10 protein-coding genes are annotated in these 13,365 nt (G+C 70.3%); 2 read left to right on the top strand and 8 right to left on the bottom strand.

The window, feature by feature from the left end; translation table 11 throughout:
- Nucleotides 1–85 precede the first annotated feature (85 nt).
- From ABH933_RS08425 to ABH933_RS08390, 8 genes are all read right to left on the bottom strand, one after another.
- Nucleotides 86–1,435 carry a family 1 glycosylhydrolase gene (locus ABH933_RS08425; protein ID WP_429418892.1) on the bottom strand — a complete coding sequence of 450 codons (1,350 nt, stop codon included), beginning with the start codon at nucleotides 1,433–1,435 and terminating at the stop codon, nucleotides 86–88.
- 144 nt (nucleotides 1,436–1,579) lie between these two features.
- On the bottom strand, nucleotides 1,580–1,999 hold the full coding sequence (locus ABH933_RS08420) for a heat shock protein transcriptional repressor HspR (protein WP_429418890.1): 420 nt from the start codon (nucleotides 1,997–1,999) through the stop codon (nucleotides 1,580–1,582).
- Nucleotides 1,999–3,168 carry a molecular chaperone DnaJ gene (gene dnaJ / locus ABH933_RS08415; protein WP_429418888.1) on the bottom strand — a complete coding sequence of 390 codons (1,170 nt, stop codon included), beginning with the start codon at nucleotides 3,166–3,168 and terminating at the stop codon, nucleotides 1,999–2,001. Before dnaJ ends, ABH933_RS08420 begins: the two co-directional genes overlap by 1 nt.
- An 80-nt stretch (nucleotides 3,169–3,248) precedes the next feature.
- Entirely contained in the window at nucleotides 3,249–3,860 is a 612-nt protein-coding gene (gene grpE / locus ABH933_RS08410; RefSeq protein WP_429419245.1) for a nucleotide exchange factor GrpE, read from the bottom strand.
- Between the two features lie 20 nt (nucleotides 3,861–3,880).
- Nucleotides 3,881–5,749 (bottom strand): molecular chaperone DnaK, encoded by a 1,869-nt coding sequence (gene dnaK / locus ABH933_RS08405; protein ID WP_215922225.1) that lies wholly within the window; start codon nucleotides 5,747–5,749, stop codon nucleotides 3,881–3,883.
- A gap of 404 nt (nucleotides 5,750–6,153) precedes the next feature.
- Nucleotides 6,154–6,798: an endonuclease gene (locus tag ABH933_RS08400; RefSeq protein WP_429418886.1), complete on the bottom strand. Its 645-nt coding sequence runs from the start codon at nucleotides 6,796–6,798 to the stop codon at nucleotides 6,154–6,156.
- Nucleotides 6,799–6,865: 67 nt separating this feature from the next.
- Nucleotides 6,866–7,735 carry an RNA polymerase sigma factor gene (locus ABH933_RS08395; RefSeq protein ID WP_429418884.1) on the bottom strand — a complete coding sequence of 290 codons (870 nt, stop codon included), beginning with the start codon at nucleotides 7,733–7,735 and terminating at the stop codon, nucleotides 6,866–6,868.
- A gap of 107 nt (nucleotides 7,736–7,842) precedes the next feature.
- A complete protein-coding gene (locus ABH933_RS08390; protein ID WP_429418882.1) occupies nucleotides 7,843–8,730 on the bottom strand; it encodes a haloalkane dehalogenase in 888 nt (295 codons plus the stop codon).
- 207 nt (nucleotides 8,731–8,937) lie between these two features.
- On the opposite strand from ABH933_RS08390, the gene ABH933_RS08385 reads away from it, so the two are divergent.
- A complete protein-coding gene (locus tag ABH933_RS08385; RefSeq protein ID WP_429418880.1) occupies nucleotides 8,938–10,098 on the top strand; it encodes a zinc-binding dehydrogenase in 1,161 nt (386 codons plus the stop codon).
- Nucleotides 10,099–10,435: 337 nt separating this feature from the next.
- Nucleotides 10,436–13,357: a LuxR C-terminal-related transcriptional regulator gene (locus ABH933_RS08380; RefSeq protein ID WP_429418878.1), complete on the top strand. Its 2,922-nt coding sequence runs from the start codon at nucleotides 10,436–10,438 to the stop codon at nucleotides 13,355–13,357.
- Nucleotides 13,358–13,365 lie beyond the last annotated feature (8 nt).

Genomic DNA, 13,365 nt, shown 5'->3' with positions numbered 1-13,365 from the left:
ACCTCGGCCCGGTATTACACGAGGTGCGGGAGGCCGGCATCCCGGAGTTCGTGCGCGTATTGCGTGAGCGGTGCGCCCGTTGGGGTTACGGCCCACCGACCGCGGAAAGGCAGCTGGCGGGTGGATCGACCAGGATGCACAGGGACGGGGCGCGGACCGGCCGGTAGCCGGGCGGGACGCCGCCCGCGGCAATGAGCTGATTGTAGGTTCCGACGGCGTCGGTGGGGCGACGGGTGAGCGTGGGGTCGGTCCGGACATCCACGGTGTAGAGGCCGAATCGGGGTGCGTAGCTGCCCCATTCGTAGTTGTCGGTGAGACTCCAGTAGTTGTAGCCGATGACGTTCATGCCGTCGGCCTTGGCACGCTGCAGCCAGAACACGGTGTCGCGCAGGTGATCACTGCGGCTGTAGCCGTCCGCGCGCGGGCGGCCGTTGTCGGTCGGCAGGCCGTTCTCGACGATGTAGAGCGGCTTTCCCGGGAACCGTCGCGAATAGTATTGCAGCGCATAGTAAATCCCCTCGGGACGCACCGGCAGATCCGACAGCCGCGCGCTCGAGATGCTGGGTATCGCCGACCCGGTGGCTTGCGAGATGCCGTCGAGGAACGCCGAGGCCGGATCGTAGGCGAAGTAGTAGTCGATCCCGACATAGTCGAGCCGGTTCGCGATGCGGTCGACGATCCCACCGTTGACCCGTGCCTCCTCACCGGCGGCGTAGCCGAGGTTGCTGGTGACCTGTGCGCCGGGCTGCACCTGGTGGATGTAGTCGTAGATGGCGTTGTGCACCTGCGCGATTCGGTCCAGCATCCGGTTCGGGTCCGCGGCGCCGTGCCGGGCCTCCTGCTCGGCGTAGGCGACCGGCTCGTTCACGGTGACCCACAGCGGATTACGCGACCGGTAGCGGTCGACGACCCTGCGCGCGTTGTCCAGCCAGTCGCCGACCATGCCCGCAGCGCGCCAGCCGCCCCGGCCGGCCTCCCAGCCCGGGTACACCCAGTGGTCCAGCGTGATCATCGGCCGCATCCCGGCCCCTTCGATGCTCGCGACGACCGCGTCGTAGTGGCGGAACGCGCCCTCGTCCCACACTCCCGGCGCGGGCTCGAGCCGGGCCCATTCGATCGAGATCCGGAATACCCGCACCCCCATCGCCGCGGCCGCGTGGATGTCCGAGTCGTAGCGGTCGTAGAAGTCGACCGAGTCCTGCAGTCTGTCGTAGGCGGGGTTCGCGGCGACGTAACGCGTCCAATTGCTGTCGGGCGCATGCCCCTCCGACTGGAAGCCGGAGGTGGACACGCCCCAGAGAAATCCGGGGCCGAGCGACGGGAGGCCCGCGGCCGGCCGCATCGGCGGGGCGGCCGGAGCCGGTGGACACATCAAGACGGTCGATGCCGCGGCGGCGAGCGCGGCGAGGACGGACCTTCGAAACCGGGATCGCATAGTTCCAGCGTAGACGGATTCGGCTGCGGTCCCTGGGCGATTCGGTTCGGTCCGCGCGTTGGCCGGCCTCATCGTCCTGCACCGCCGATACGAAGACAGCGCCCCTGGGATCCAGGGGCGCTGTCTCGGTGGATGTTTCGCCGGTTACCGGCGCTTGTTGCGCGGCTGCCACACCACCAGGGCCGTACTGCGTTGCGGCGGGGTGAGATCGGGCCGGTAGGCCGAGCGCAGCCGCTCGACCTCGGCCGTCAGCTCGCCCACCCGCTCCTGCAGCGCCTCGACCTGATTGGTCAGGTCGATGATCCGCTTGATACCGGCCAGGTTGACGCCCTCGTCCTGGGACAGCCGCTGCACCTCGCGCAGCAGCTCCACGTCCCGATTCGAATAGCGCCGACCGCCGCCCGAGGTGCGGTGCGGCGTCACCAGACCCAGCCGGTCGTAGGTGCGCAGCGTCTGCGCGTGCATTCCGGCCAGCTGGGCGGCAACCGAGATCACGAAGTACTCGGCGCTCGCTCGACCCCTGTCTTCACCGGGTGGGGGCGGAGCCCCTGCGTGACCGGACATTACGCACCTGCCCATCCAGCTCGCGGATCGAACCCGGCGGCCTTCTCCGCCTCCGCATACTGCCGTAGCGCCTCGGTGGCATTGTCGTCCAGCTTGGGCGGCACCGCCACCTTGACCGTGACCAGCAGGTCGCCGGCGCCGCCGGTGCGCTTGGGCACACCGCGCCCGCGCACGCGCAGGGTGCGGCCGTCGGCGGTGCCCGCGGGCACCTTCACCCCGACGCGGCCCTCCAGCGTCGGCACGGAAACCGTTGTGCCGAGCACCAGTTCGCTGTAGCTGACCGGCAGCACCAGGGTCAGATCGTCGCCGTTGCGGCCGAAGACCTTGTCCTGGCCGACGTGCACGGTGACGAACAGGTCACCCGCGGGCGCGCCGCGCAGGCCCGCCTCGCCCTGACCCGCCAGGCGAATTCGCTGGCCGTCGCGCACCCCCGGCGGGATCCGCACCGTAATGGTGCGGGTCCGGTTCTGGATGCCGGTGCCGCGGCAGTCCACGCACGGGTCGTCGATGATCGACCCCGTGCCACGGCAGTCCTCGCACGGCTCGCTGAATCCGAACGCACCCTGGTTCCGGCTGATGACGCCGGTTCCGTTGCAGTGCGGGCAGACCCGCGGACTCGTGCCGGGCTTGGCGCCGCTGCCGTGACAGGTGGTGCACGGCGACGGACTGGTCATCCGCAGCGGGACCGTCACGCCCTGGGCGGCCTCGCGGAAGCCCAGGGTCGTCTCGGTCTCGACATCGCTGCCCCGACGCGGACGCGACGAGGTGCGCGTGCCGCCGCGGTTGAACAGGCCGCCCAGGATGTCGCCCAGGCCGCCATCGCCGCCGGCGGTCTGCGCGCCGCCGAAGATGTCGCCCAGGTTGAACTCGTTGAATCCACCCTGCGTGTAGCCGCCGCCGGGCGAGAAACCCCCGCCCCGCGGGAAGCCACCGCTGGCGAACAGCCGCCGGGCCTCGTCGTACTCCGAGCGCTTTTCCGGATCCGACAGCACGGCATGCGCCTCGCTGACAGCCTTGAACCGCTCCTCGGCCTTGGCATCACCCGGGTTCTTGTCCGGGTGCAGGTCACGGGCCAGCTTGCGGTAGGCCTTCTTGATCTCGTCCGGGGAGGCACCGGAGGAAACACCCAGCTCTTTGTAGAAGTCCTTTTCGAGCCACTCACGATTCACGGGGCATCTCCTCCTTTCTGTGCTCTACACATTCTCCCGCCCCACCGCCCGAGTCGGGTTCTATAGATCTCTGCTGCTGCTCAGATGTCGTCGCCATCGGCGCCAACGTTCGGTGAACCCGTCACCAGATCCGTTACCCCGTCGGTGACTCCGACAAGCGCGTGCCGCAGCACGCGGTCACCGAACCGGTAACCCTTGCGCATCACGACTCCGATCACCGGATCGTGACCCTCGCCCTCGTGCTGCACGGCCTCGTGCAAGGTCGGGTCGAAGGGCTCGCCCTCCATGCCGAACTGCTCGAGCCCCTGCTTCTGCAGGGCCTCGGCGAGCTTGTCCGCCACCGACTTCAGCGGGCCGGACTCCAGGTCGCCGTGGGCCCGGGCACGATCCAGATCGTCGAGCACACCGAGCAATTCGGTGACCACCGCGGACTTGGCGGTGTCGATCGCGGCCTTGCGGTCGCGCTCGACGCGTCGGCGGTAGTTGGCGTACTCGGCAGTCAGCCGCTGCAGATCGGCTGTGCGCTCGGCCAGTTCGGCGGCGACGGAATCGTCGCCGGACGGCGCGGGCTCCGGCGCGGGGGCCGCGGCGGCATCGGCCGCCGCGGCCTCGCGAACCTCACCGGTGACCGGATCGACCTTGCGATTGTCGAAGATCGTGATCGGTTCCTGTTCCGGGCCTTGCGGATCGATCGGCCCGGCGCCGTGTTCTGTCACTTCTTCTCCGGCTCTTCGACGACCTCGGCGTCCACGACCGTGTCATCGGACTGCGGGGCGGTCTGGCCGGTGGCGCCGGCCGCTCCGCCGAATCCCGCGGCGCCGTCGGAGGCGTCGCCGGCCGCGGAGGCCTCGTAGATCGCCTGGCCCAGGGCCTGCGACTCGGTGGCCAGCTTCTCCACCGCGGTCTTGATGGCCGCGATGTCGGTGCCCTTCAGCGCCTCGTTGGCGCCGGCGATGGCCTCCTCGACCTTGCCCTTGATGTCCGCGGGCACCTTGTCCTCGTTGTCCTTGATGAACTTCTCGGTCTGGTGCACCAGGGACTCGGCCTGGTTGCGGGTCTCGGCCTCCTCGCGACGCGTCTTGTCCTCGGCCGCGTGCGCCTCGGCGTCCTTGACCATCCGGTCGATCTCCTCCTTGGACAGGCCGGAGCCGTCCTGGATCTTGATCTTGTTCTCCTTGCCGGTGCCCTTGTCCTTCGCGGTGACGTGCACGATGCCGTTGGCGTCGATGTCGAAGGTGACCTCGATCTGCGGCACGCCGCGCGGGGCCGGCGGGAGGCCGGTCAGCTCGAAGGAGCCCAGCAGCTTGTTGTGCGAGGCGATCTCGCGCTCGCCCTGGAACACCTGGATCTGCACCGAGGGCTGGTTGTCGTCCGCGGTGGTGAAGGTCTCCGAGCGCTTGGTCGGGATGGTGGTGTTGCGCTCGATGAGCTTGGTCATCACCCCGCCCTTGGTCTCGATGCCCAGCGACAGCGGGGTCACATCGAGCAGCAGGACGTCCTTGACCTCGCCCTTGAGCACGCCGGCCTGCAGGGCGGCGCCGACGGCGACGACCTCGTCCGGGTTCACGCCCTTGTTCGGCTCCTGGCCGCCGGTCAGTTCCTTGACCAGCTCGGAAACGGCGGGCATACGGGTCGAACCACCAACGAGCACAACGTGATCGATGTTGGAGACCGAGATGCCGGCGTCCTTGATGACCGACTGGAACGGCTGCCGGGTGCGGTCCAGCAGATCGGAGGTGATCTTCTGGAACTCCGAGCGCGTGAGCTGCTCGTCCAGGAACAGCGGGTTCTTGTCCGCGTCGACGGTGATGTAGGGCAGGTTGATCGAGGTGCTCTGCGAGGAGCTCAGCTCGATCTTCGCCTTCTCCGCGGCCTCGCGCAGCCGCTGCATCGCCATCTTGTCCTTGGTCAGGTCGATGCCGCTGGTGCCCTTGAACTTGTCGACCAGCCACTGCACAACGCGCTCGTCCCAGTCGTCACCACCGAGGTGGTTGTCACCGGAGGTCGCGCGGACCTCGACGACGCCCTCGCCGATCTCCAGCAGCGAGACGTCGAAGGTGCCACCACCGAGGTCGAAGACCAGGATGGTCTGCTCCTTGTCGCCCTTGTCCAGGCCGTAGGCCAGGGCCGCGGCGGTGGGCTCGTTGACGATGCGCAGAACGTTCAGGCCCGCGATCTGGCCGGCCTCCTTGGTGGCCTGGCGCTGCGCGTCCTCGAAGTACGCCGGGACGGTGATGACCGCGTCGGTGATCTCCTCACCGAGGTAGGCCTCCGCGTCCCGCTTGAGCTTCATCAGCACGCGCGCGCTGATCTCCTGCGGGGTGTACTTCTTGCCGTCGATGTCGACGTTCCAGTCCGTGCCGATGTGGCGCTTGACCGAGCGGATGGTGCGATCGACGTTGGTGACCGCCTGGTTCTTCGCCGGCTGGCCGACCAGCACCTCGCCGTTCTTCGCGAACGCGACGATCGACGGAGTGGTCCGCGATCCCTCCGAGTTGGCGACAACGACCGGTTCGCCGCCTTCGAGAATGGCGACGACAGAGTTCGTGGTCCCGAGGTCGATACCGACCGCACGAGCCATTGTGATTCCTCCTGTATGACGAACGTATATGTGTCGATGCAGGGCAAATGCCTGCCGTGGCCGCCGGGCGGCGGCCACCGGACCTCACCCCGAACACCGCCTGGAGCACGGTCCTGCGCAACACTGAGCGTGGTCGACTCAATCCTGCACCCGCGAGGGGTACGAGTCAAACATAAACTTGAGTCTCACGCGCTCAATCTTGCGTCGATCAGCTCAACGAGCGGCACGTCTCGTCCATTCCCGAACGGCCGAAGAATTTTCCACCAGGTGACCGAATCGCCGGAAACCACCTGGTCAGCAGTGGTCCGCGTCACATCGATCCCGCAACGGCGCCGGGTCCGGATCGGTGAGCGGCGGCCGGCGGGGCCCGGACCGCCTCGACGAGGGTCCGGACCGGCCGCGCACTATCCGGCCGCAGCCAGCACCGTGTCGGCCAGATCGCGGTCCAGGGTGACGCGGACCAGCGCGGCGGCGAATTCGGCATCGTGGCCCGGCGAGCTCAGCCGGTCCAGACTCGCCGGATCGTCGGGTAGCCCGAGCCGCCTGGCGCCCTGCCTGGCCCGGTCGTCGAAGTGTGGCCGCACCCAGGTCCAGACGTCTTGGATCTCCCGCAGGAAGATGTCCGCGCCGACCGGGCCGATGCCCTTGAACTGCTGCAACAGTTCGGCCAGACGGCCCGGATCGCCGTCGGCCTCCTTCGCCAACCGCCGCAGATCGCCGTGATAACGCTCGAGCAGCAGCGTCGAGTTTTCGCCCAGACGGGTGGCTGTGGACTCGTCGTAGCGCCTGTAATGACCGCGGCCGAGCGCGTCGACGAGGTCCTGCCAGTCGGCCGCCGCGACGTGCCGCGGGGTGGTGTACCCGGAAGCGATCAGCTCCCTGACCGCGCGCAGCGCGATCTCCGAGGAAATCCGGATGCTCAGCAACTCGGCGAGCATCAGCAATTGGAACAGAGGCGCGGGCTTGTCGGCCGGCTCGATGCCGGCCCGCCGCGCGTAGCTGGTGCCCGCGCGATCGAGCAGCTCTCGCACGATATCGGTTCGGCTCATCTCGCACCTGCCTTCCTCTTCGGCCGGCATACCCGGTCTCGGGTCACTCGTCCGCCGCGCGCGGGATTCAGTCGCGCGGCCGGTTCAACATGGGGAAACGCCCCGAGCCGAGCAGGGCGGCGACGGCATCCCTGCGCGCCTCGGGTGCGGCATAGTCCGGATGTGCGCGAAATATCGCGGCCGTGTCGTGCAGCCGGATCATCTGCTGTTCGGCTTCCGCCGTGGTGCGGCCACCGGCGGTGACCGGGTGGGTGGCATAGGCCGGGCGGCGCGGATCGATGCGGCCGAGCTCGACGGCGCGCTCGACGCGGCGGGCACAGCGACACGGGGCCTTCGGGTCGACCAGGCCGCAGGCGGAGTTCACGAAGTTGCCGAGGCGTTTGCGGGCCCGTTCCAGACGCTTGCGATGCGCGGCCGGGGTGGTGTCGGTGATCCAGGCCGCCTCGTCCGAGCCGAGCTCGAAGACGTCGTGCAGCACAAAGGCGACGCGCTCGTCCCGGCTCAGGCACTGCAGCATGCCCTGGCTGCAGTTGAGCCTGACCTCGTGGGTGAGCACGGTCGCCTCGGGTCCCCGGTAGTCGTCGGCAGCCAGCCCGTTGCGCAGATCCGCGGCGAAGTCGTCGAGCGAGACCTGCGCGGCCTCCTGGGGGCTGCGGCGGCGCAGGTTCAGCAGGTAGTTCACCCCGATGCGGTAGGCCCAGGTCGACAGCCTGGCCTCACCGCGCCAGGTGCCGAGCCGCTCCAGCACGCGCAACAGGATCTCCTGGGTGGCATCCTCGGCGTCCGGCACGCGGCCGGTCATGCGCAGCGCCAGCCGGTACAGCGGATCCTGCAGCAGACGAGCCACTTCCGTCACCGCCGCACGCTCGCCCGCCACGGCCCGCGCCACCAGTTCGGCCTCCCCCGACTCCGGGTCGGCCACCGATTCGATATCCACTCCACCATCGTTCGGCGGATCGGCACACCTGGCAAGTGAGCGTCACCGCCGACGGCGGCCCCGAACACCCGGGCCGCCGCGCTCGCGGTGCGTGCCGACCGCCCGGCTCAGTGCGACACGACCTTTTTCGCCGAGGCGGATTCGAGCAGCCGGTGCCTGTGCAGCCAGTCCGCCACGGCCGCACCGATGGCATCGGGCTGGTCCTCCGGGGCATGATGCCCGGCCGCGCCGACCGAAACCGATTCGGCCGCAGCGAATGTGGCCACCGCCCATGCGATCGCCTCCGGCGCACCCAGACCCACGCCGTTCTCCACACCCATGACCAATTTGGGAATCTCGGGCGTAGCCGCCATGACACTGCCGTAGTTCTCGACAATGGCCACGACATCGGGCATCTCGCCATGAATCGGGAACTCCCGCGGCCACGCCAGCAGCGGCCGGCGGGTTTCCGGGGTCGGGTAGGGCGCGCGATACACATCCAGATCCGCCGAGGTGAGGCTCTTGGCGCCGAAGGGCAGGTTGAATTCGATGAACGAGTTCTCCTGCAGCACCTTTCGCTCCCCTTCGAGCGTCTTGTAGCTGCGGAACAGCTCCGCACCCTGGGGCGGAAGGTCCGACCAGCTCAGCGGTCGCAGGAACGTCTCGATCACCGCGATGCCGCGTACCCGCCCGGGATGCCTTGCCGCCCAATCCATCCCGAGCGCGCCGCCCCAGTCGTGCCCGACGATGACGACCTCGTCCAGGCCCAGGGCGTCGAACCAGGCATCCAGGTACCGCGCGTGATCGGCGAAGCGATAGGCGATGTCCGGCTTACCCGAATTACCCATTCCGATCAGATCGGGCGCCAGCGCCCGGGTCTCGCCGCTGACGTGCGGGATGACGTTGCGCCACAGGTACGACGAGGTCGGGTTGCCGTGCAGGAAAACCACCGGGACGGCGCCGGTGCCGATATCGGTGTAGTTGATGTAGGAGTCGAGCAGATCGATGGCGGGCATCGCGGAAATCCTTCCGGTTGACGTGCTTACATCCGGTTGGACACAGGATTCAGCGGGCCCGTGACGCCCGATTTATGTGATGCGCATCACAGCTACGACAGTCGCCCGCTTCGCACGACCCAGCGCGCCGGAACGGGCGGCCGGAGGGTTCCGGCCAGTCCCGCGAACCGGGCATCCGGGCCGGACAGGCGGGGTACGGTTCGCAGTATGAAGGCGGTGGTCTGTTCGAACAGCAAGCTGGAGGTCGCCGACATCCCGACGCCGGAGCCCGGCCCGGGGCAGGTGCTCATCACCGTGGAGCGATGCGGGATCTGCGGGTCCGACCTGCACGCGCGGGTGCACTGCGACGAGCTCGCCGACCTCGCGGCCGCGACCGGGTACGACGAATTCATGCGCTCGGATCAGCGCGTGGTGCTGGGCCACGAGTTCTGCGGCGAGATCGCCGATTACGGGCCCGGCTGCCATCGCCGCTGGCCGCGCGGCACCCGGGTGGTCGCGCTGCCGATCCTGCGGCATGGCAAAAAACCGCAGCTGACCGGCCTCTCGGCGGCCGCGCCCGGCGGGTACGCCGAACAGGTGATCGCCCAGGAATCGATGACCTTCGCGGTACCGAACGGCCTGTCGGCCGACCATGCCGCCCTCACCGAGCCCATGGCCGTGGCCTGGCACGCGGTGCGCAAGGGCCGGGTCGGTAAGAAGCAGGTCGCGTTCGTGATCGGCTGCGGGCCGATCGGCCTGGCGGTGATCGCGATGCTGAAGGCCGCGGGGGTGAAAACCGTTGTTGCCAGCGACTTCTCGCCCCGACGCCGGGAGTTGGCCGCCCGCTGCGGTGCGGATGCCGTCGTCGATCCCGCGATCGAGGCGCCCTGGACGGCCGGGCCGCGCGGGGGCCGCGCCCAGGGGGTCACCGACATCTTGAATCTCGGCTTCGACGCGATGGACCGCCTGCGGCGCATCCCGAATCTGCCGTGGTGGTACCTGTTCCGGCTGATGCACACCCTCGACCGGGGCCCGGCCGGTCCGGTGGTATTCGAATGCGTCGGCGTGCCCGGCATCATCGACCAGATCATCACCGCCGCCCCGCCGCGGTCCCGGATCGTCGTGGTGGGCGTGTGCATGCAGCCCGACGAGTTCCACCCCGCGATGGCGATCAACAAGGAGATCGAACTGCGCTTCGCGTTCGGATACGACCCGGGCGAATTCCGCGACACCCTGCACATGATCGCCGAGGGCAGGGTCGATCCGGCCCCGTTGATCACCGGCACGGTCGGGCTGGGCGGCGTCGAGGCCGCGTTCACCGCCCTGGCCCACCCCGACCTGCACGCCAAGATCCTGATCGACCCGGTTGCCGCGGCACTTACGCCCTGATTTCCGGCTCCACCACCACGGCTACCCTCGCGGTGAGGTCCTGCGACGTCAGCGGGCTCATCGCGCGCATTGTTACGCAAAAGGGCCAGAAGACCGGTAACGACGACTCCCCAGCAACCGACAGGCTCGGTAGGTCAGCACGAACACCGACACAGATCGACCGCGCATTCTCCAACGACAGAGGTTCTCGGGATGACTCAGGCTCGCACGCAGGGTTTCGGCGAGGCGAGGGGCTTCGCCGTGTGCACCCCTCCGGCCACCCCGGGTCCGGCACCCGGCGTGGCCGCCCATTCCCCGGGCGCCCGTTCCGCTCGGCCCGGCAACTGAGGCGGCAACTGTGCCCGGCACCTTTCCCGTCGCGGTCGAATCACTGGCCGGGGCGCGAGACATCCTGCGCGAGCTGGAATCCGAGACCACGGATCCGCTCGTATACCTGATCCGGGGCCGCTCCGGCACCGGCAAGTCCACCCTCCTCGGCGCGATCCGCCACCGCCTGCGCGGCCACGGCGTCACCGTCTGCGACACCCTCGCCGAGGCGCTCGCCGCATCGGACGTCGATCCGGCCGATCGCAGGCCCGGACCGCGGCCCACGCTGATCCTCGACGACGCCCACACGCTGTCGCGAATCGAACTGGAAAGACTGTGCGCGGCGGTCGGATCCGCCCGCTGCACCATGGTGATCGCGATCCGGCCCGGCCCGCACGACCCCGCGTTGCGCGCACTCGCCGACGCGGTGTCCCGGCGCGGCCGGGTGATCGACCTGCGCGCGCTGGGTGTGGCGGACATCGCGCCGTTCGCCCGGGAATTGGGCATGACGGTGCCCCGCGCGGTCGCGCAGCACGTGCACCGGCAGACCGGCGGAATCCACGGCGGCGTCGTCGCCGCGCTGTCCGCCGCCTGCGCCACCCGGCTGGATGCGGGTGTGGACGCGGTCGACGAGGCGGTCGCGGCCTGGGCGCGCTCGATGCTCGACAACGCGGACCCGAACCTGCTGGAGGTCTTCGTCGTCGCCACCACCGGCGCGGGGCTGGATCCGGGCGAGTTCACCGAGGTGCTGGGGACGAGCCCGAGCGCCGCCCGGGATCTCATCGATCGGGCCCGCGCGACCGCGCTGGTGACCGACGCCGATCTGCTGCTCGAATCGGCCGAGGCGCCGCTGCGCACGCTGGTGGGCGATCGCCGCTACCTGGCGGTCCTGCAGCGGCTGCTGCACGCGCGCCTCGCGGCGGGGTTGTTGCGCAATCACACCGCCCTGCTGCTGGCCGAGTCCGGGGTGTGCGATCCGCGGCTGGCCGAGTTCCTGTGCGCGGCCGCGGACCGGGCGGGCGAGGACGCGGTGCGGTACTACACCGCGGCGGTGCGCAGCGGCGCCGATCAGCGCCCCATCGCGCTGCGCTGGGCGGACGCGGCCGCCCGCGGCGGCGACGGCGACACCGCGCTGCGACTGGCCGAACCGCTGCTCACGGACGCTACTCCCCCCGCCGAACTCGCTGCGGCCGTGCGGATCTGCGCCGTGGTGTGGACCCAGCGCGGTCTGGTCGATCGCGCCGCGCAGCTGTATTCCTGGCTGGGCGCCGAGCGGATCGGGCCGGACTGGGCGATCGGTGCGACCGTGCTGTACCTGGCGGGCCGCGCCCGCGAGGCGCAGGCGCTGTCGGCGTCGGCGGCCCTGTGGCCACCGACCGAGGCCACGACCCGCGCCTCGCTCATCGCCGCGGCCCTGGCCCAATCCCTCTGCGCCGCAACGCCGTTGCCACTCGACGACCGGGCGACCGGCGCTCACCTCGCCGCCGCGGGCAACACCGCGCCGGACGACCGCCACGCGCCCGCCCCCGTCGCCACACCAGACAGCGGATACGCGCCCGCCTATCGCCCCGCACCGGCCCGAGGCGCGGCGACCGCCGACGGCCTGGCCCCGCGCCCCGCAGGCGCGGCCACCAATGGTGCCGCCCCGGCCGAAGAGAGCACGGCCGTCCGGACCGCGCCGATCGACGGGCCCGCCGCACCCCGAACCTCGCGCGATGCTGCGGTTGCCGCCGCATCGGCGTTGATTCAGGCGGGCCGCGTGGGCGGTGTCCCCGTCTCCGACCGCCTCCTGCCCTGCGCCGGAACCGCGATCGCCACCCTGCTGTGCCTGAGCATGGGCGAGCCGGGCCGTGCCGCCGATGCGCTGCGGCCCGCCGGTGCGTCGAATGGCGTTGCGTCCCAGGACCGGCCTGACACCCCACGGGTCAACGGCGGTACGTCGCAATCCCCCGCGTGGTCTCGCACGCTGCCCCCGGCAGGCCTGCCGGACACCACGCGAGCATCCGCCCCCCGGACGGTGCTGGCGGCCTGGACCGCCCTGTACGGCGGCGACGAGCACTCCGCCGCGACACTGCTGGCAACCCTGGACATCGAGGCGCTCGCGCCGCGGGACCGGTTCCTCGGGCACGGCCTGCAGGTCGCGCTGGCGCGCCGCGGTGACGACCCGGCCGCGCTCGCCCAGGCCTGGCGGGCCGCCTGCCCGATGTTCGACGTCGTCGGCGTGGATCTGCTGGCACTGCTGCCGATCGGCGAACTGTGGCTGGCCGGCATCCGGCTGCGCGACGAGGGCCGCATCGCCGCGCTGGTGAATGCCGCGCGGGATGTGCTGCACCGCTTGGGAAATCCGCCCGCCTGGGCCAATACCTTCCACTGGTACGCGATTCAGGCCGCGATCACCCGGTCCCGTCCCGCGGAGGTGCTGCTCCCCGCGCGGCTGCTGGCCGCGTCCGCCGCGACCGGCGATCCGCACGCCGCGATCCTGGCCGAGGCGGGTCACACCTGGATGCTGATACTTCGCGGTCAGGTCGCCCGGCCCCGGGTCGAGGCCGCGGTGCGGCGGCTGGCCGAGATCGGACCGAGCTGGGATGCCGCGCGCCTGGCGGCCGACGCCGCCCTGGCCACCGAGGATCCAGCGGCCGCGGGCGCACTGCTGACGCTGGCGCGCACCGTGCGGTCGCAATCCGGTCCGCCGCAGCGCCCGCAAGCCCCGTCCGCGGCCCCCGCCGAGGCCGCGCCGGCCGCACCCGGCCCGGCCCTGAGCGAACGCGAGCGCGAGGTCGCCGAACTGGTGCTGCTCGGGCTGACATACCGGGAGATCGGCGCCAGGCTGTACATATCCGCCAAGACGGTGGAGCATCATGTCGCGCGGATCCGGCGTCGGATCGGAGCCGGGTCACGGTCGGAGCTATTGTCTATGCTTCGCGCCATGGGGCACGGCTCGCTGCTGGTGTGACGGACGCG

The sequence above is a fragment of the Nocardia sp. GP40 genome, assembly GCF_050434125.1.
Taxonomy (GTDB): Bacteria; Actinomycetota; Actinomycetes; order Mycobacteriales; family Mycobacteriaceae; genus Nocardia; species Nocardia albiluteola.
The sequence above is the reverse complement of the archived record's forward strand: the minus strand, read 5'-3'. Positions and strand labels throughout refer to the sequence as shown.

Excerpts from the sequence above, each read along its gene's own strand:
- ABH933_RS08425 (WP_429418892.1), bottom strand. The coding sequence starts at position 1,435 with ATGCGATCCCGGTTTCGAAGGTCCGTCCTCGCCGCGCTCGCCGCCGCG.
- ABH933_RS08420 (WP_429418890.1), bottom strand. The coding sequence starts at position 1,999 with ATGTCCGGTCACGCAGGGGCTCCGCCCCCACCCGGTGAAGACAGGGGT.
- dnaK (WP_215922225.1), bottom strand. The coding sequence starts at position 5,749 with ATGGCTCGTGCGGTCGGTATCGACCTCGGGACCACGAACTCTGTCGTC.
- ABH933_RS08400 (WP_429418886.1), bottom strand. The coding sequence starts at position 6,798 with ATGAGCCGAACCGATATCGTGCGAGAGCTGCTCGATCGCGCGGGCACC.
- ABH933_RS08390 (WP_429418882.1), bottom strand. The coding sequence starts at position 8,730 with ATGCCCGCCATCGATCTGCTCGACTCCTACATCAACTACACCGATATC.
- ABH933_RS08385 (WP_429418880.1), top strand. The coding sequence starts at position 8,938 with ATGAAGGCGGTGGTCTGTTCGAACAGCAAGCTGGAGGTCGCCGACATC.